Origin of the sequence: Achromobacter dolens, from assembly GCF_902859745.1 — a bacterium.
Classification (GTDB): Bacteria; Pseudomonadota; Gammaproteobacteria; order Burkholderiales; family Burkholderiaceae_B; genus Achromobacter; species Achromobacter dolens.
Map to the genome: position 1 here is coordinate 31781 of NZ_CADIJW010000017.1, position 18577 is coordinate 50357.

Sequence of the window (18577 nt, forward strand, 5' to 3'; positions counted from 1 at the left end):
CCGGCATGCTGCCTTTCCTGTTCAGACGCCTGGCGTCGGCCATCGTCACCCTGGCGCTGGCGACGGGCGTGGTCTTCATCGCCATCCACCTGCTGCCGGGCGATCCGGTCGCCATCATGCTGGGCGATCAGGCCGGCAGCGATCCGGTGGCCGTGGCGCGGGTGCGCTCCCAGCTCGGCCTGGACCTGCCGCTAGGCACGCAGTTCACGCACTGGGCCGGCGCGCTGGCGCGCGGCGACCTGGGCGTGTCGCTGCGCACCGGCGAGCCGGTGGCCGACGAGCTGGCGCGGCGCATTCCGCGCAGCCTGGAACTGATCGGCGCCGGCCTGCTGGTGGCCGTGCTGCTGGGAGTGCCGCTGGGCGTGGTGGCGGCGCGCTCGCGCGGCCGGCTGGCGGGCGCCGCGGCCTCGGTGGTGGCGGTGGCCGGCTTCTCGGCGCCGGTGTTCGTGCTGGGCATCCTGCTGGTGCTGCTGTTCAGCCTGGCGCTGGGCTGGCTGCCGTCGTCGGGCTTCGTGGCGTTCTCGGACGATCCCGCGCAGCATCTGCTGGCGCTGATTCTGCCGTCGCTGACCATCGGCCTGAACTTCATGGGCGTGGTGGCGCGCATGACCCGCGCCAGCCTGTCAGACGTCATGGGCCGCGACTACGTCAAGCTGGCCCGCGCCAAGGGTCTGCCGCGCGGCAAGGCGATCCTGCGGCACGCGCTGCCCAACGCGCTGGTGCCGGTCATCGCCATCGTCGGCGTGCGCGCCGGCAACCTGCTGGGAGGCACCGTCATCATCGAGGCCCTGTTCGACTGGCCGGGCCTGAGTTCGCTGCTGGTGAGCGCTGCCTTCTCGCGCGACTATCCGGTGATCCAGGGCTCGCTGCTGGCCATCTTCGCCTTGTTCATCCTGATCAGCCTGGTCATCGACCTGGCGCAGGGTTTCGTCGACCCCCGCATCCGCAGGCCCTCCGCATGATCGCATTCCTTCGAGCTTCCAAGGCCGGCGTGCCGGTGCACCTGGCGCTGGGCTTCCTGACGGTGGTGGTGCTGGCCGCCGTCTTCGGGCCGGCGCTGGGGCTGGCCGATCCCTATCGCATCGACGCCGCCAATCTGCTGTCGTCGCCATCCTGGCAGCACTGGCTGGGCACCGACGAGCTGGGGCGCGACCTGCTGGCCCGCGCGGTGTACGGCGCCCGCGTGTCGCTGTCGGTGGCCGCGGCCGCCGTGATCCTGGCCGGCGTGCTGGGCGTGGCCGTCGGCGTGGGCGTGGCCTTCCTGGGCCGGCGCGCCGAGGCTGCCGCCATCCGGGTGGTGGACGTGTTCGTGTCGCTGCCGGAGATTTTCGTGGCGCTGGTGGTGCTGGCCTTCATCGGCGGCAACCTGCCGACGCTGGTCGCCACCATCGGCGTGCTGTACGCGCCGCAGTTCGCCCGGGTCGCGTGGGGCGTGGCGCGCGGCATCCGGGCGCGCGAGCACGTGCTGGCGGCCAGTTCGCTGGGCGCGGGCACCGGCTGGATCATCTGGCACGAGGTGCTGCCCAACATGCGCTCCATCATCGCGGTGCAGGCCTCGTTCACTTTTTCCTTCGCGATGCTGCTGGAGGCGGGCCTGAGCTTTCTCGGCCTGGGCGTGCGTCCGCCGGTGCCGTCGTGGGGGCAGATGGTCGGCTCGCTCAAGAATTACCTGTTCACAAATCCATGGCCGGTGCTGGTGCCGGCGCTGGCGCTGTTCTTCACGGTGCTGGCCGTCAACGTGCTGGGCGACTGGCTGCAGGACGCGCTCAATCCGGAGTTGCAACGATGAGCCCCGAAACGGATGTGCTGCTGTCGGTCAGGAACCTGACCGTCGATTTCGACACGCCGCAGGGGACGTTCGCCGCGGTCAAGGGCGTGGACCTGACCCTGCGGCGCGGCGAGGTGGTGTGCCTGGTGGGCGAATCGGGCTCGGGCAAATCGGTCACCGGCTTTTCCCTGATGGGATTGGTGGACGCGCCCGGACGGGTCGCGGCCGACGAGCTGCGTTTCGCCGGCCGCGACCTGTTGCGCGCCACCGAACGCGAACGCGACGCGCTGCGCGGCAAGGACATCGCCATGGTGTTCCAGGAGCCGATGACCGCCCTCAACCCCGGCCGCAACGTCGGCAGCCAGATTGCCGAAGTCATGCGCATCCATGGCGACATCGGCCGCCAGGCCGCCTGGGAGCGGGCGGTGGCGCTGCTGGAGCGGGTCGGCATCCGCGAACCGGCGCAGCGCGCCAAGGCCTATCCGCATGAGCTGTCCGGCGGGATGCGGCAGCGGGTCATGATCGCCATCGCCTGCGCCTTGTCGCCACGGCTGATCATCGCCGACGAGCCGACCACCGCGCTGGACGTGACGGTGCAGGCCCAGGTGCTGGAACTGCTGTTTTCAATCCAGGCCGAGACCGGCGCCGCCGTGCTGTTCATCACGCACGACCTGGGCGTGGTGGCCGAGATCGCCGACCGCGTGGTGGTGATGCGGGCGGGCGAAGTGGTGGAGGAGGGCGACGTGGGCCGGATCTTCGGCCGGCCCGCGCATCCCTACACCCAGGCGCTGCTGGCCGCCGTGCCGGACGTCGACGCGCCGCGCGATCGCGGCCGCCGGCTGGCGCGGCGTGCGCGGGCCGAGGCACAAGGATCCTCATCATGAGCGAATTCATTTTGCGCGCCGAAGGCGTCACCAAGGATTATGTCGCCGCCCGCGGCCTGCTGGGCCAGCCGACGCGGCTGGTGCACGCGGTCAGGGGCGTCAGCCTGGCGGTGGCGCCGGGCACCACGCTGGCGCTGGTAGGCGAATCGGGATCCGGCAAGAGCACCCTGGGCCGCTGCATCGCCGGACTGTTGCGTCCAACCTCAGGCCATATCGAGCTGGCGGGCCACGACGTGCGCCATCTGGCGGGCAGTCGGCTGATGGCGTTCCGGCGCCAGGTGCAAACGATTTTCCAGGATCCCTATTCCAGCCTGAATCCGCGCCGCCGGGTCGGCGACGCCATCATGGACGGCATGGTGATCCACAAACTGTACTCACCCGACGAGCGCCGCGACCGCATGCAGGCGCTGCTGGCGCGGGTGGGACTGCGGCCCGAGCACGCGCAGCGCTTCCCGCACCAGTTCTCGGGCGGCCAGCGCCAGCGCATCGCCATCGCCCGCGCCCTGGCGCTGGAGCCGCGCTTCATCATCGCCGACGAGGCCGTGTCGGCGCTCGACGTCTCGGTCAAGGCGCAGGTGCTGGACCTGCTGGCCGACCTGCAGGCCGAGCAGGGGCTGACCTACCTGTTCATCTCGCACGACCTGGGCGTGGTGCGTCATTTCGCCGACCGGGTCGCCATCATGGCCGCGGGCGAACTGGTGGAAGAGGGCGAGTGCGACCGCATCTTCGAGGCGCCCGCGCAGGACTACACGCGCAGGTTGATCGCCGCCGTGCCGCGCCCCGATCCGTCGCGCCGTCGCCTGCGCCAGGCGGCCTGATCCGGGGCGCGGGCTTGACGCGGATCAAGCCCGCGCATCGGCCGCGGCCGTTGACGCGTTTCCGAACGTCCTACAAGGCGCCGCGCACCTTTTTGGCCGGATCCTGCGTGCTACCATCGGCGCCTTCGAGGGGATGCGAATGCACACGGGCGCCAATACCGGGAGACGATGGACCGCGTTAGCCGCGGCGTTCCTGTTCGTGTTCCAGGCGCTGATCGCCTCCGCCGCGCTGCCCGGCCCTGGCGCCAGGGCGGGCGCCACCACCATCATCTGCACGGCCAGCGGCCCGCGCGTGGTCACGCTGGACGCCGAGGGCGGCGTCGCGCAGGACGCGCAACAACACAGCGGCGCCTTGCCGCATTGCTGCTTCGCCGGCTGCGCCATGCTCGGCGCCGCGGCGTTGTCCGGGCTGCTGCCGCTGGCCTGGCGCCTGCCCGTGGTGCGGCAGGCGCTGCCGGCGCCCACCGTCGACATCCACTTCTCCAGCGCGCAGGCGCGATTGCCGCGGCAGTCGCGCGCGCCGCCCGTCCTGGCCTGAACCCCACCCGTTCCCGTTGTTGCTGGCGCGCCTTGCTTGCGGCCCGCGCGGCCGCGCGCGTCCAGCCCGTTCAGATCCAGAGACTCTCATGCACAAGAACAACGACATCCTGCGGGCGACCGGCCTGGCCTGCGCCCTGGCCGCGTCGTTTCCCGCCTGGCCGCAGGCCGCCGGCGTCGACGCCATCACGACCGTCGATCCGGTGGTGATCACCGGCGTCGCCCCGAGCGCGCCGCTGACCTTCACGACCGACCCCAAGATCCCGCGCCAGCCCCTGCCGGCCAGCGACGGCACCGACTATCTCAAGACCATTCCCGGCTTTTCGGCCATCCGCAACGGCGGCACCAACGGCGACCCGGTATTGCGCGGCATGTTCGGCTCGCGCCTGAACATCCTGACCAACGGCACCTCGATGCCCGGCGCCTGCCCGGCGCGCATGGACGCGCCCAGCTCGTACATCTCGCCCGAAAACTTCGACAAGCTGACCGTCATCAAGGGCCCGCAGACGGTGCTGTGGGGGCCGGGCGCCTCGGCCGGCACCATCCGCTTCGACCGCGACACGCCGCGTTTCAGCGAGCCCGGCGTGCGCTTGGACGGCAGCCTCGTGGGCGGATCAAACGGCCGCAACGACCAGGCCGCCGACCTGACCGTGGGCAACGACAAGGTCTACACCCGCATTACCGCCAACCACTCGCACGCCCAGGACTACAAGGACGGCGACGGCAACAAGGTGCCGTCGCGCTGGGACAAGTGGAACGCCGACCTGGCGCTGGGTTTCACGCCCGACGCCGACACGCTGTACGAGCTGACGGCCGGCACCGGCGATGGCAACGCGCGCTACGCCGGGCGCGGCATGGACGGCTCGCAGTTCAAGCGCGAAAGCTTCGGCCTGCGCTTCGAGAAGCGCAACCTGGGCGGCGTGCTGGACAAGCTGGAGGCGCAGCTCTACTACAACTACGCCGATCACGTGATGGACAACTACACGCTGCGCACGCCGGACCCGCACGGCATGATGCCGATGGCGATGGCCTCGAACGTGGATCGCGCCACCTGGGGCGGGCGCGTCGCCGGCACCTGGAACCTGGCGCCGGACCTGAGCCTGGTGACCGGACTGGATTTCCAGCAGAGCCGGCACCGCTCTCGCAGCGGCACGGACACGGTCTCGTACCGCTCGCAGAACTGGGTCAAGGACGCGAGCTTCGCCAATACCGGCCTGTTCGGCGAGCTGACCTGGCACGCCACGCAGGACAGCCGCATCATCGGCGGGGCGCGGGTGGACTGGGCCTCGGCCAAGGACTTCCGCCGCGACAACGGTTCGATGATGATGCCGATGCCCAACCCGACGGCCGGCGAACGCCGCAACGAGACGCTGCCCAGCGGCTTCCTGCGCTACGAACGGGATCTGGCGGACCTGCCGGCCACGGTGTACGTCGGCCTGGGCCACGCTGAACGCTTCCCGGACTACTGGGAGCTGTTCTCGCCGAAAAAGGGACCCGACGGCTCGGTCAATGCGTTCCGCGGCGTCAAGCCCGAAAAGACGACGCAGCTCGATTTCGGCGCGCAGTACAAGACCGAGACCCTGGATGCCTGGCTGTCCGGCTACGCCGGCTATGTCGACGACTTCATCCTGTTCGACTACGCCAAGCGCGGCATGGGGGGGATGGGAGGCATGGGCGGCATGCATGGCGGCCATGGCGGACACGGCAGTTCGACGCAGGCCGCCAACATCGACGCCCGCATCGCCGGCGGCGAACTGGGGCTGTCCTACCAGGCGGCGCCGCGCTGGAAGCTGGGCGCGACGCTGGCGTATGCCTGGGGCCAGAATCGCAGCGACGGCCGCGCCTTGCCGCAGATGCCGCCATTGGAGGCCAAGCTCAGCGCCGCCTACGACGACGGCACCTGGTCGGCCGGCGCGCTGTGGCGGCTGGTGGCGGCGCAGCGCCGCTACGCGCTGAACCAGGGCAACGTGGTGGGCAAGGACTTCGGCCCCAGCGCCGGCTTCGGCGTGTTCTCGCTGAACGGCGGCTACGCGGTCAGCAAGCAGGTCAAGCTGTCGCTGGGCGTGGACAACCTGTTCAACAAGACCTACGCCGAGCACCTGAACCTGGCGGGCGACGCCGGCTTCGGCTTTGCCGCCAACACGGCCTTCAATGAACCCGGCCGCACCCTCTGGGCGCGCCTGAGCTTCAAGTACTGAGCGCCGTCCGGATCCGCTTGAGGTCCCGTTCCAGCTCGATGCGCATCGCTTTCAGCAACGCCCGCGCGTTTTCCGAAAGCGGTGTGCCGGGCCGGAACACCAGCAGGCACGCAAAGCCGATGTCCAGTTCCAGCGGCTTGATGGCCAGCCCGCGCGCCAGGTAGTCCAGCGCCATGACCGGATGCACCATGCCGATGCCCACGCCGTGCAGGGCGAACTCGCAGACGGAGTTGGAGTAGGGCGTCTCCAGCACCGGGCGCAGCGCCAGGCCCTGGTCGTGCAGCGCCGCTTCCAGCCGTCGACGGCTGGCGTCCTCGGGGTTGAGCGCGATGAAGGCGTGCTCGGTCAGGTCGCGCAGCGTGATGCGCGGCCGCGCCGCCAGCGGATGGCGGCTGTGCATGGCGATCACGCCCGGCAGCCGCAGGAATTCCGAGTGCTCCAGGCCGGCCACCGACAGCTCGTCGGCCATCAGGCCGAAATCGAGCTGGCCGGCCGCGACCTGCCGCAGCACCTCGCGCGAACTCATGATCTGGAACGACATCTGGATGCGGCGGTCCTGCAGGCCGAAGGCGGCAATGGCGCGCGGCATGAAACCGGTGCCCAGCGCCGGCAGCGAGCCGACCGCCAGGCGCCCGACGCCGAACGATTTCAGGCTGCGGATGCGGTGCTCGATCAACTCGAAGCCGGCGAAGCAGCGGTCCACTTCCTCCATCAGCGCGCCGGCCTCCTGGGTCGGCACCAGCCGGCCGCGCACGCGCTCGAAGAGGCGCAGTTCCGACGAGGTTTCCAGCTTGCGGATGGCCTGGCTCACCGCCGGCTGCGAAATGCCCAGCAGGGTGGCAGCCTTGCTGGTGGTGCCGGCCTGCATCACGGCCCGGAAGACCTGGATCTCGCGCATGTCCATCTATAAGTCCCGCTTATTGACTAAGTTTTTTCGATTGTTGAGGCAATGGTGGGAAAGGCAGACACTGGCGCTGTTCCCGGTCACTCCTAAGCCCAGCAAATAGAGTAGATGAAAGCTATCAATCAGACTAATAGAGATTTCGCCAGTCTCTCGCCCGCCGTCCAGCGGGCCTCCACCGTGGTGTTCGATTCGCTCGACGCCTTCGTCAACCGCAAGCACCGCCAGCCCGACGGCTTCAGCTACGGCGTCACCGGCACGCCCACCGCGCGCCTGCTGGAAGACCGCATCGCCGCGCTGGAGGGCGGCCGCCACTGCGTCATCACGCCGTCGGGCGCGGCGGCGCTGATGACGGTGGTGATGGGCTTCGTGCGCGGCGGCGACCACCTGCTGCTGTCGGCCGCCTGCTACGGCGCGCTCAAGACCTTCGGCGAGAAATGGCTGGCGCACATGGGCGTGGACGTCGAGCTGTACGACCCGTCCATCGGCGCGGGCATCGAGGCCTTGATCCGCCCGGCCACCCGCATGATCTGCATCGAGGCGCCCGGCACCGTCACCATGGAAATGGTCGACGTGCCCGCCATCGCCGCCGCCGCCCGACGCCATGGCGTGCTGACCATGATGGACAACACCTGGGCCAGCCCGCTGGGTTTCCAGCCGCTGGCGCACGGCGTCGACTTCAGCGTCGAGGCCGCCACCAAGTTCTTCGGCGGCCATTCGGACGTGCTGATGGGCAGCATCAGCATGAACGACGCCGACCACTACGCCGTCCTGCGCGAGACCCAGAGCATCCTGGGCCAGCAGGTCAGCCCGGACGATTGTTTCCTGGTGCTGCGCGGCCTGGAGACGCTGGCGCTGCGGCTGCGCGCGCAGAGCGACGCGACGCTGCGCGTGGCCGAGTGGCTGCAGAGCCAGCCGCAGGTCGAGCGCCTGCTGTATCCGCCGCTGCCGTCGGACCCGGGCCATGGCCTGTGGAAGCGCGACTTCCGCACCAACGGCTGCCTGTTCTCGATGGTGCTGACGCCGGCGCCCGAGGCGGCTTTCAACGGTTTCTTCGATTCGCTGCGTCATTTCGCCATCGGCGCCAGTTGGGGCGGGGTGCACAGCCTGGCCGCCTATTACCCGGCGGGCTTGCAGGCGGGCCGCGCGTTCCCGGCGACCGACCGGCCGATCGTGCGCCTGTCGATCGGGCTGGAGGACGTGGACACGCTCAAGGACGACCTGCGCGGCGCGCTGGCGGCGTACCAGGCGCAACGCTGAGCGCCGGCCGGCAAGGGTGCAGGCCGAGCGTTCGCCGCTGGCGCCGCCCCGCACGCCGGCTCGCGCCGAATCCAGTTCAACACACCGGCCGGCCGCGCATGGCCGACCGGCACAAAGCGCCCCAAGGCGCTCACCACATAGCAAGGGGAATTGCCATGTTCAGCTTCAAGCAGACTTACCGTTGTCTCGCCCTGGCCATCGCGGCCTGCGTCCCGGCCGCCGTGCCGGCCCTGGCCGCCGCCCAGCCCGCGGCGCAACCCGAGGCACAAGCCGCGACACAAACCGCGACACAAGCGCCCGCCGCCGGCGCCTCGCCGGTGGCGGCGGCCGTCACCCAGGCCAGCAGCCCCACGGTCGACCAGATCCGCGCCCGCGGCTACGTCATCTGCGGCTCCGGCCATGGCACCACCGGCTTCTCGGCGCCCGACAAGGACGGCAACTGGAAGGGCCTGGACGTCGACACCTGCCGCGCCATCGCCATCGCGGTGCTGGGCGACGCCAGCAAGACGCGCTTCGTGCCGCTGACCGGCCAGCAACGCCTGACCGCCTTGCAGACCGGCCAGATCGACGTGCTGCCGCGCACCACCTCGTGGACCCTCCGGCGCGACGCCAACGGCATCAACTTCACTTATCCGAACTACTACGAGTACGACGCCTTCATGGTGCGCAAGGACCTGGGCATCACCCAGACCAAGGACATGAACGGCGCCACCATCTGCGTGCAGACCGGCTCCACCAACGAGGTCACGGTGGCCGACCTGTCGCGCAAGTTCAAGCTGGGCCTGAAGACCGTGCTGTTCGACAACGTCGCGGCCTCGCGCCAGGCGTTCTTCTCGGGCCGCTGCGACGGCCTCATCACCGACGCCTCGGCGCTGGCGGCGGTGCGCGCGACCCAGGCGCAAAACCCGGACGACTACGTGATCTTCCCAGCCAGCGGCCACAGCGAGGCGCTGACGCCGTCGGTGCGCCATGGCGACGACCGCTGGTTCGACATCGTCAAATGGGTCATCCAGGTGCCGATCGCCGCCGAGGACATGGGCATCACCCAGGCCAACGTCGACGACATGCTCAAGTCCGACGACCCGCGCATCGCCCGCTTCCTGGGCACGGAGCCGGGCAACGGCAAGGCGCTGGGGCTGGATGAGCGCTGGGCCTACAACATCGTCAAGCAATTGGGCAACTACGGCGAGATCTTCGAGCGCAACGTCGGCAAGAACAGCCCGATGAAGCTCGAGCGCGGCATGAACCGCCTGTATCGCGACGGCGGCCTGATGTACCCGTACGTCTTCAACTGAGCGGCGCGCGGGGCTCATCATGTTCAAGCGACTCTGGTTCGACGGCCGCGCCCGGTCCGTCCTGGCGCAACTGCTGATCGCCGGCGCCTTCGTCGGCGGCGTGGGCTGGCTGGCCTGGAACGCCCACGCCAACCTGACCCAGCGCGGCATCGCCATGGGTTTTGACTACCTCGGCGAGGCGGCCCGTTTTCCCATCGCCGAAAGCCTGCTGGCCTACCAGCCCACCGACAGCTACGGCCGTGCCTTCCTGGTGGGGCTGGCCAACACGCTGTACATCTCGGCGCTGGTGATCGCGGCTTCGACGCTGCTGGGCTTCGGCCTGGCGCTGGCGCGCCGCAGCCGCCATCCGCTGGTGACGGGCGTGGCCACGGTCTACCTGGAAGCCGTGCGCAACACGCCGCTGGTGGTGCAACTGCTGTTCTGGTACAGCCTGGTGACGATCAACCTGCCGCCTGCGCGGCAGGCGTTGCAGCCGCTGCCGGGCGTGTTCCTGTCGGTGCGCGGGCTGTTCTTTCCGAGCCTGTCGTTGCAGGGCGATACCGGGCCGCAGTGGTGGGCGCTGGGCGCGGCGGCGCTGCTGCTGTGGGGCGCGTGGCACCTGGCGCGCCGGTCGGTTGCGCCGCGCATGCCGTGGCGCCGCCTGGGCCTGGTCGCGGCGCTGGCATTGGTAGCCGCCGTGGCGCAGTGGGGCGGCGCCTCGCTGCACGCCGACGTGCCGGCGCTGCGCGGCCTGAATTTTGCCGGCGGCAGCGCATTCACGCCGGAATTCACTGCCTTGCTGGTCGGACTGACGATCTACTCGGCGGCGTTTTCCGGCGAGATCATCCGCGGCGGCATCGACGCGGTGCCCGCCGGCCAGTGGGAAGCGGCCCATTCGCTGGGCCTGAAGCCCGGCGCCGCGCTGCGCTGGATCGTGGTGCCGCAGGCGCTGCGCGTGATCATCCCGCCGATGACCAGCCAGTACCTGTCCATCATCAAGAACACCACGCTGGCGCTGGCGGTGGGCTACCCGGACCTGTCCTTCGTCATCACCACCACCATCAACCAGACCGGCCAGGCCATCGAGGGCGTGGCGGTGCTGATGGCGGTGTACCTGAGCATCAGCCTGAGCGTGTCGCTCTTCATGAATCTGTACAACCGCCGCATCCTGAGGACGCAACGCGCATGAGCCTGTCCCATCCTTCCTCTCTGCCGCGGGTTCTGCCGCCGCCGGCGGACCGCCGCGACAGCGCCTGGCACCGCCTGTTCGGCAGCGCCGTCAGCGCGCTCGCCACCGTGGCCACGCTGGCGCTGGTGCTGGCCGCGGCCGGCAAGCTGCTGAACTGGGCGGTGCTGGATGCCGTCTGGCCCGGCGCCACGGGCGCCGTCTGCCGCCAGGCCAGCGGCGCCTGCTGGGCCTTCCTGGGCGAAAAAATGCGCCAGATCCTGTTCGGCATCTATCCGCCCGGCGAGCAATGGCGGCCCACCGTGGTCTGCCTGTTCATCCTGGCGATGACGGTGTTTTCGCTCAGCCCGCGCCAATGGCGCGCGCGCACGGCGGTCATCTGGATCGCGGGGCTGCTGGCGGGCCTGGCGCTGATGCAGGGCGGCATGTTCGGCCTGGCGCGGGTGCCGACCTCGTCGTGGGGCGGCCTGCCGATCACGCTGCTGCTGGCGGTATGCGCGCTGGGCGCCGGCCTGCCGCTGGGCGTGCTGCTGGCGCTGGGACGCCGCGGCAGCCTGCCGACGGCGCGCTTCATCAGCATCGGCGTGATCGAGCTGATCCGGGGATTGCCGCTGGTCAGCCTGCTGTTCATGGCCTCGATCGTGCTGCCCATCATGCTGCCGGCCGGCATGACCATCGACAGCCTGCTGCGCGCCGGCATCGCGCTGACGGTGTTCTCGGCCGCCTACCTGGCCGAGGTGATCCGCGGCGGCCTGCAGGCCATTCCGCCCGGGCAGGCCGAGGCCTCGCGCGCGCTGGGGCTCTCATGGTGGCAGATGACGCGTCTGGTGGTGCTGCCGCAGGCGCTGCGCAAGGTGATCGCGCCGCTCACCAACACCGCCATCGTGATGATCAAGAACACCAGCCTGGTGCTGATCGTGGGCCTGTTCGACCTGCTCAGCTCGGGACGCGCGGCGTTGACCGATCCGGCCTGGCCCACGCCCTACGTCGAGACCTATCTCTTCATTGCATCGATCTATTTCTGCATCTGCTTCGGCCTGTCGCGCTATTCGATGTGGCTGGAACATCGCTATAAAAAAGGGGAACTCCGATGACCACGCCTTCCGCCGCCACGCCGCCCGCCATCGCCATCGCCGGCATGCACAAGTGGTATGGCGACTTCCATGTGCTGCAGGACATCAACCTGCAGGTCCGGGCGGGCGAGCGCCTGGTGATCTGCGGGCCGTCCGGTTCCGGCAAATCCACCATGATCCGCTGCATCAACCGGCTCGAACGCCACCAGCAGGGCTCCATCGTGGTCAACGGGGTTGAGCTGAGCGACGACCTGCGCGCCGTGGACGGCGTGCGCACCGACGCCGGCATGGTGTTCCAGCACTTCAACCTGTTCCCGCACCTGACCGTGCTCGAGAACTGCATCCTGGCGCCGACCCAGGTGCGGCGCATGCCGCGCGCGCAGGCGGTGGATCTGGCCATGCGCTACCTGGAGCGGGTGCGCATTCCCGACCAGGCCGGCAAGTACCCGGGCCAGTTGTCGGGCGGGCAGCAGCAGCGGGTGGCCATTGCCCGCTCGCTCTGCATGCAGCCGCGCATCATGCTGTTCGACGAGCCAACCTCGGCGCTCGATCCGGAGATGGTCAAGGAAGTGCTGGACACCATGACCTCGCTGGCCGAGGACGGCATGACCATGCTGTGCGTGACCCACGAGATGGGCTTTGCCCGCAACGTCGCCGACCGGGTGGTGTTCATGGACGGCGGCCGCATCATCGAGATGGGCGAGCCGGGCGATTTCTTCGACAACCCCCGGCATGAACGCACGCGCGCCTTCCTGGAGCGCATCCTGCATTAAGGAGGGCAGGGCGGCGGACGCAGCCATCACGCCCGGGTTTGTTTATGAAAATGGAAACCATTATCATGCATGCCTCTGTCGATTGTGCGTCATGTCCTCGCGTCCGTCCCGTCCCTCCGGCTTCCTGGCCTATTACGAAGAGCTGCTCGCGGTCTGGACCCGCAAGCTGGGCTGCCGCGACGCCGCGCGCGACCTGGCCCACGACGCGCTGGTGAAGTGCCTGGAAACCGACCCGGCGCAGGTGGCGCAGCCGCGCGCCTATCTGCACCAGGCCGCGCGCAACGCGGCCGTCGACCAGTTCCGCCGCGACGGCGGGCAGGAATGGGTGCCGCTTGATACCATTGCCGACCACGCCAGCCCCTTGGGCGACCCGATGGCCCAGGCGCGCACCGGCCAGTTGGGCCAGGCGCTGGAAGCGGCGCTGGCGGAACTGCCGCTCAAGTGCCGCCAGGTGTTCGTCTGGCAGCGGCTGGAAGGCCTGACGCAGGCCGAGATCGCCGAACGCATGGGATTGAGCAAGAACATGGTCGAGAAATACATGATCCGTACCGCGCTGCATCTGCGCGAGCGGCTGGGGGCGTATGCGCCCCACTGACGCCGCATCGCCCGGGCAGGCCGGCGGCGAGGCCGGCGCCGACGCCATCCGCGTCGAGGCGGCGCGCTGGTTCGCGCGCGCCCATTCCGGCGAGTGGGACGCCGCGCAAGAACATGCGCGCGCCGACTGGCTGGCCGCCGATCCGCGCCACGCCTATGAGTACCGCCTGCTGGAATCGATCTGGCAGGCCGCGGACGCCGTCGCGCCCGAGCGCCTGCGCGCCCTGGCCGAAGCGCCGCGCCGCGCGTCCCATTCCGGACGGCGAGCCGCGCTGGCCTTGAGCCTGGGCGCCGCGATCCTCGCCGTCGGCGGCTGGGCGCTGTGGCCGCGCGGCGCGGGCTGGACCGAATACCAGACACAGATTGGCGAACTGCGCAGCGTGGCGCTGCCCGATGGTTCCCGCGCCGAATTGAATAGCAACAGCCATATCCGCGTGCACTTCGACGACGCCGAGCGGCGCGTGCTGCTGGTGGCGGGCGAGGCGCTGTTCTCGGTCGAGAAGAACGCCGGCCGCCCGTTCGTGGTGGACGCCGGCCTGGGCACCGCGACCGTGACCGGCACGCGCTTCGACGTGCGCCGCGACGCGGAACAGGTGCGGGTGCTGGTGGAGTCGGGTTCGGTCAAGGTGGCCGGCGCGCACGACGCGGCGGCCGTGCCGGTCACGGCCGGGCAGGGCGTGCGCATCGGCGCGGCCGGGCAGGCCGGGGCGGTCGAGCCCGCCGACGTGGCCGCGACGCTGGCCTGGCGCGGCGGCCAGATCCGCTTCAGCAATACCGACCTCGCCACGGCGGCGCGGGAAGTATCGCGGTACCGGCAGCATCCGATCGTGCTGGGAGCCGGGGTGGCGCATCTCACCGTGACCAGCGTGTTCCAGACCCGCGACACGGACGCCTTCCTGACGGCTTTGCCGCACATCCTGCCGGTGCAGGTGCGCCAGTTGCCCGACGGCCGCAGCGAGATTTCGGCGCGGTGACGCTGTTACAAAATAGTTCGGCCAGACATTCAGGTTTTTTTGCCGTATTGCGTCTTCTTCTTGATTCCGTGGGGCATGGGGCCCATCGATAGCGGATCAGGAGCAGAAGCTGTGGTTCACAAGAAAATGGGACAAGGCGCGCCGGTGGCCGCGCGCCTGACGATGGCCGCGATGGCGGCAGTGCTGGCGTTCGGTCCGGGGATGGCCGACGCGCAGGCGACGGCGCCCGTCGCCATCGACATGCCGGCGCAATCGCTCGACCAGGCGCTCAAGCGGCTGGCCGAAACGCACGGCCTGCAGATTTTCTATGCGCCCCAGACCGTGGCCGGCATGCAGGCGCCGGCACTGTCCGGGTCCATGACGCCACAACAGGCGCTGGCCGCGCTGCTGCAGGGCAAACCATTGCGGCTGCGGCAGGAAGGCTCGGCCACCATCATCGAACCCGAGGCGGCCAGCGGCGGCGCCACCGTGATGGCGCCGATCGAGGTCAGCGCCTCGCGCACGGCCAGCAACCTGGTCAGCCCCGTGCAGCAGACCATCGTGCTGGAGCGCGACGCCTTGCAGGAACTGCGCACCGGCTCGGACAGCCTGGCCAGCGTGCTGGCCAAGACCGTGCCGGGCATGGCCGATTCCAGCCGCACCATGACCGACTACGGCCAGACGCTGCGCGGACGCGGCGTGCTGGTGCTGGTGGACGGCATCCCGTTGAACACCAACCGCGACTCTTCGCGCAATCTGGCCAACATCGACCCGGCCACCATCGAGCGCGTCGAAGTGCTGCGCGGCAGCAGCTCGATCTACGGCGCCGGGGCCACCGGCGGCATCGTCTCGATCACCACCCGGCCCGCCGGCGGCGAACCGGTGGCCGAAACCACCGTGACCGCCGTCAGCCCGCTGAGCCGGCTGAATTCGGACGGGCTGGGCGGCCAACTGCAGCAGCATTTCGCCGGCAGCCAGGGCATGCTGGACTACGCGCTGGACCTGGGCGCGCGCCACAACGGCGCCTCCTACGACGCGCGCGGTCGCCGCATCGCGCCCGAACCCAGCCAGGGCGATCTGTTCGACTCCAACATCTACAGCCTGGGCGGCAAGCTGGGCCTGCGGCTGGACGACAAGCAGCGCCTGCAGCTGTCGGCCAGCTACTACAACGCCGACCAGCATTCCGATTACACCTCCGATCCCTCGGTCGGGCGCCTGCCGCCGGGCACGGCGCGCGCGCTGCCGCTCGGCGGCCTGGACCTGGCCGACCAGAACCAGATCCGCAACACGCTGGTGAACCTCGAATACCAGCATCTGGACCTGCTGGGCAGCAAGGTCACGGCGCAGATGTACTACCGCGACTACTACACGCGCTTCACGCCGTTCGACGCGCGCGCCGTGGTCACGCGCGGCGGCAACGTCGACCAGGTCATGCAGAACACAAAGGTGTTCGGCAGCCGGCTGACGATCGACACGCCGCTGGGCGAGCAGTCGAAACTGCTGTGGGGCATGGACTTCAACCAGGAACGCAGCGACATGCCGATCGACGTGTTCGACGCGGCCGCCTACGACGCCAGCGGCGGCCGGGTGTTCCGCAAGACCGGCCGCCTGACCTACATGCCCGAGCTGACCTCGCGCAGCACCGGCATCTTCGGCCAACTGGAGCACCGCTTCAACGAGCAATGGTCGGTGCAGGGCGGGGCGCGCTACGAGTACGCCACCGCCCGCTTCGGCGACTTCGTGCCCCTGTCGCAGTCGCGGGTGGCGTCGCCAGCCTCGGTACGGGGCGGCTCGGTCAGCTACGACGCCTTCCTGTTCAACGCGGGCCTGACCTACGCGCCGATCCGCGGCCAGGAGCTGTACGCCAACTTCAGCCAGGGCTTCCAGTTGCCGGACATCGGCGTGCAGATGCGCAACGCGCGGCCGGGCTTCGACATCGGCTCGTCCGACCTGCAGCCGGTCAAGACCAATAACTACGAGCTGGGCTGGCGCGGCGGGGTGGGCAACACGACCGCGTCGCTGGCGCTGTTCTACACCACCTCCAAGCTGGGCGATGTGCAGAGCTTCAACAACGGCCTGATCCTGACGCGCACCGAAGAGCGCATCCACGGCATCGAGGCGACGGTGGACTACCTGACCGACGATGAGAAATGGGGCACGGGCGGCACGTTCACGTGGATGAAGGGACGCGAGCGGCCCGACAACGGCCAGTGGCGCGACATGACCGGCTACCGCATTCCGCCGCTCAAGCTCACCGCGTACCTGCAGTACCGGCCCAACGAGCGCTGGAGCAACCGCATCCAGGCCAATTACTTCGGGGCCAAGGACTACCGGCTGGATGGCGTCGAGAGTTTCGGCCGCCGCGACGTGGGCAGCTACTTCACGGTGGACCTGATGAGCCGCTACCAGGTCACGCCGAAGGACACGCTGATCGTCGGGGTCGAGAACCTGTTCAACCGCGACTATTACCCGCTCTATAGCCAGTTGATGCGCACCAGCACCAATACCAGCCGCCTGCCGGCCCCGGGCACGGTGCTGACGCTGACGTACCAGCATCGCTGGTAGCGACCGGGAAGAGGCAAGGGTCAAGGGCCGTCGGCGTGTTTTAATACGCGCTTTACGAGCCCTTGAACCCTGACACGGTTCCCCTGCCTCATGTTGCGCCTGACCGAAATCATCCTGCCCCTGTCGACCTCCCAGGACGACATCGAAAACACCCTGCGCGCCGCGGCCTGTAGCCGCCTGGGGATCGCCCCGGAAGCCCTGCGCGCGTTGACCATCTTCCGCCGCAGCTATGACGCGCGCAAGCGCAGCGCCATCACGCTGACCTATTCCGTGGATGTCGAGGTGGCCGACGAGGCCGCCGTGCTCAAGCGCGTCGCCGGGTTGCGCACCGTCATGCCGACGCCGCCCATGGAATACCAGTACGTCGGCCACGCGCCGGCCGATCTGCCCGAGAGCCGTCGCCCCGTCGTGATCGGCTTCGGCCCCTGCGGCCTGTTCGCGGCGCTGATCCTGGCCCAGATGGGGTTCCGGCCGATCATCCTGGAGCGCGGCCGGGTGGTGCGCGAGCGCACCAAGGACACCTGGGGGCTGTGGCGCAAGAACACCCTGCAACCCGAGTCGAACGTGCAGTTCGGCGAGGGCGGGGCGGGCACGTTCTCGGACGGCAAGCTCTCGACCCAGGTCAAGGACCCCAAGCATTACGGCCGCAAGGTGCTGCAGGAATTCGTCGCCGCCGATGCGCCGCCCGAGATCCTGTATGTCAGCAAGCCGCACATCGGCACCTTTCGCCTGGTCAAGATGATCGAGCAGATGCGCGCGCAGATCGCCGCGCTGGGCGGCGAGTTCCGCTTCGAGAGCCGCGTGGACGATATCGAGATCGAGGACGGCCGGGTGCGCGGCGTGCGTCTGGCGGGCGGGGAGTTTATTGCCGCCAGCCACGTGGTGCTGGCGGTGGGCCACAGCGCCCGCGACACCTTCCGCATGCTGCACAAGCGCGGGGTGTTCATGGAAGCCAAGCCGTTCTCGCTGGGGTTCCGCATCGAGCATCCGCAGTCGGTGATCGACCGCGCCCGCTTCGGTCCCAGCGCCGGCCATCCGGTGCTGGGCGCGGCCGACTACAAGCTGGTGCACCATGCCGGCAACGGCCGCGCGGTCTACAGCTTCTGCATGTGCCCGGGCGGCACCGTGGTGGCCGCCGCGTCGGAGCCCGGCGGCGTGGTCACCAATGGCATGAGTCAGTATTCGCGCAACGAGCGCAACGCCAATGCCGGCATCGTGGTCGGCATCGAGCCCAAGGACTTTCCCGGCATCGAGGACTCGCCGCTGGCGGGCATCGACTTCCAGCGCCATTGGGAAAAGCGCGCTTACGAACTGGGCGGCGGCGATTACAGCGCGCCGGCGCAGTTGGTGGGCGACTTCCTGGCGGGCCGGCCGTCGACCGCGCTGGGCAGCGTCACGCCGTCGTACAAGCCGGGCGTGACGCTCACCGACCTGTCGTCCAGCCTGCCGGACTACGCCATCGCCGCCATCCGCGAAGCCCTTCCGGCGTTCGAGCGCCAGATCAAGGGCTTTTCCATGCACGACGCGGTGCTGACCGGCGTCGAGACGCGCACCTCGTCGCCGCTGCGCATCACGCGCCGCGACGATTTCCAGAGCATGAACACCGACGGGCTGTTCCCGGCGGGCGAGGGCGCGGGCTACGCGGGCGGCATCATGTCGGCCGCCATCGACGGCATGAAGGTGGCCGAGGCGGTGGCGCTGCACCTGCTGGGCCGCGACGACATCACCGGCGGCAATCGTCGCGGCGCCAGCGACGACTATTGATACGCGCCCGGGCCGTTGGCGACCGGGCG

Annotated in this window: 16 protein-coding genes; 15 read left to right on the forward strand and 1 reads right to left on the reverse strand. The window is 69.5% G+C overall.

From position 1 onward, the window contains the following. Nucleotides 1-5 precede the first annotated feature (5 nt). The 6 genes from HV783_RS14485 (at nt 6) to HV783_RS14510 (ending at nt 6205) form a co-directional block, all read left to right on the forward strand. Nucleotides 6-962: an ABC transporter permease gene (locus tag HV783_RS14485; protein ID WP_054502463.1), complete on the forward strand. Its 957-nt coding sequence runs from the start codon at nt 6-8 to the stop codon at nt 960-962. After that, nucleotides 959-1789 carry an ABC transporter permease gene (locus HV783_RS14490; RefSeq protein ID WP_175189360.1) on the forward strand — a complete coding sequence of 277 codons (831 nt, stop codon included), beginning with the start codon at nt 959-961 and terminating at the stop codon, nt 1787-1789. Before HV783_RS14485 ends, HV783_RS14490 begins: the two co-directional genes overlap by 4 nt. Continuing rightward, the gene (locus tag HV783_RS14495; RefSeq protein ID WP_116793529.1) at nt 1786-2652 is read left to right on the forward strand and encodes an ABC transporter ATP-binding protein; all 867 of its coding nucleotides are present in this window, start codon (nt 1786-1788) and stop codon (nt 2650-2652) included. The genes HV783_RS14490 and HV783_RS14495 overlap by 4 nt, the downstream gene beginning before the upstream one ends. After that, nucleotides 2649-3470 carry an ABC transporter ATP-binding protein gene (locus HV783_RS14500; protein ID WP_054502466.1) on the forward strand — a complete coding sequence of 274 codons (822 nt, stop codon included), beginning with the start codon at nt 2649-2651 and terminating at the stop codon, nt 3468-3470. Before HV783_RS14495 ends, HV783_RS14500 begins: the two co-directional genes overlap by 4 nt. Before the next feature lie 139 nt (nt 3471-3609). Further along, nucleotides 3610-4008 (forward strand): DUF2946 family protein, encoded by a 399-nt coding sequence (locus tag HV783_RS14505; RefSeq protein ID WP_175189361.1) that lies wholly within the window; start codon nt 3610-3612, stop codon nt 4006-4008. 88 nt (nt 4009-4096) lie between these two features. Then, nucleotides 4097-6205, forward strand: coding sequence for a TonB-dependent copper receptor (locus tag HV783_RS14510; protein ID WP_175189362.1), 2109 nt, complete (start codon nt 4097-4099; stop codon nt 6203-6205). Here the strand turns inward: HV783_RS14510 and HV783_RS14515 are convergent. Then, the gene (locus HV783_RS14515; RefSeq protein ID WP_054502469.1) at nt 6195-7109 is read right to left on the reverse strand and encodes a LysR substrate-binding domain-containing protein; all 915 of its coding nucleotides are present in this window, start codon (nt 7107-7109) and stop codon (nt 6195-6197) included. The genes HV783_RS14510 and HV783_RS14515 overlap by 11 nt on opposite strands. 108 nt (nt 7110-7217) lie before the next feature. On the opposite strand from HV783_RS14515, the gene metC reads away from it, so the two are divergent. The 9 genes from metC to HV783_RS14560 all read left to right on the forward strand — a co-directional run bounded on the left by metC (nt 7218) and on the right by HV783_RS14560 (nt 18548). Further along, nucleotides 7218-8366 carry a cystathionine beta-lyase gene (gene metC, locus HV783_RS14520; protein WP_054502470.1) on the forward strand — a complete coding sequence of 383 codons (1149 nt, stop codon included), beginning with the start codon at nt 7218-7220 and terminating at the stop codon, nt 8364-8366. 155 nt (nt 8367-8521) lie between these two features. Further along, nucleotides 8522-9661 carry an amino acid ABC transporter substrate-binding protein gene (locus tag HV783_RS14525; protein ID WP_175189363.1) on the forward strand — a complete coding sequence of 380 codons (1140 nt, stop codon included), beginning with the start codon at nt 8522-8524 and terminating at the stop codon, nt 9659-9661. 19 nt (nt 9662-9680) lie between these two features. Further along, the gene (locus tag HV783_RS14530) at nt 9681-10829 is read left to right on the forward strand and encodes an amino acid ABC transporter permease (RefSeq protein WP_175189364.1); all 1149 of its coding nucleotides are present in this window, start codon (nt 9681-9683) and stop codon (nt 10827-10829) included. Continuing rightward, nucleotides 10826-11920 carry an amino acid ABC transporter permease gene (locus HV783_RS14535; protein ID WP_175167798.1) on the forward strand — a complete coding sequence of 365 codons (1095 nt, stop codon included), beginning with the start codon at nt 10826-10828 and terminating at the stop codon, nt 11918-11920. Before HV783_RS14530 ends, HV783_RS14535 begins: the two co-directional genes overlap by 4 nt. Then, nucleotides 11917-12672, forward strand: coding sequence for an amino acid ABC transporter ATP-binding protein (locus HV783_RS14540; RefSeq protein ID WP_054502473.1), 756 nt, complete (start codon nt 11917-11919; stop codon nt 12670-12672). Before HV783_RS14535 ends, HV783_RS14540 begins: the two co-directional genes overlap by 4 nt. 91 nt (nt 12673-12763) lie before the next feature. After that, nucleotides 12764-13267, forward strand: coding sequence for a sigma-70 family RNA polymerase sigma factor (locus HV783_RS14545; RefSeq protein ID WP_049073825.1), 504 nt, complete (start codon nt 12764-12766; stop codon nt 13265-13267). Then, nucleotides 13254-14240, forward strand: coding sequence for a FecR family protein (locus HV783_RS14550; protein WP_175189365.1), 987 nt, complete (start codon nt 13254-13256; stop codon nt 14238-14240). The genes HV783_RS14545 and HV783_RS14550 overlap by 14 nt, the downstream gene beginning before the upstream one ends. 162 nt (nt 14241-14402) lie before the next feature. Beyond that, nucleotides 14403-16784, forward strand: coding sequence for a TonB-dependent receptor (locus HV783_RS14555; protein WP_254603906.1), 2382 nt, complete (start codon nt 14403-14405; stop codon nt 16782-16784). A 90-nt stretch (nt 16785-16874) separates the two neighbouring features. After that, nucleotides 16875-18548, forward strand: a complete 1674-nt coding sequence (locus HV783_RS14560) for an NAD(P)/FAD-dependent oxidoreductase (RefSeq protein ID WP_155865912.1) — start codon at nt 16875-16877, stop codon at nt 18546-18548. Nucleotides 18549-18577: the final 29 nt, after the last annotated feature.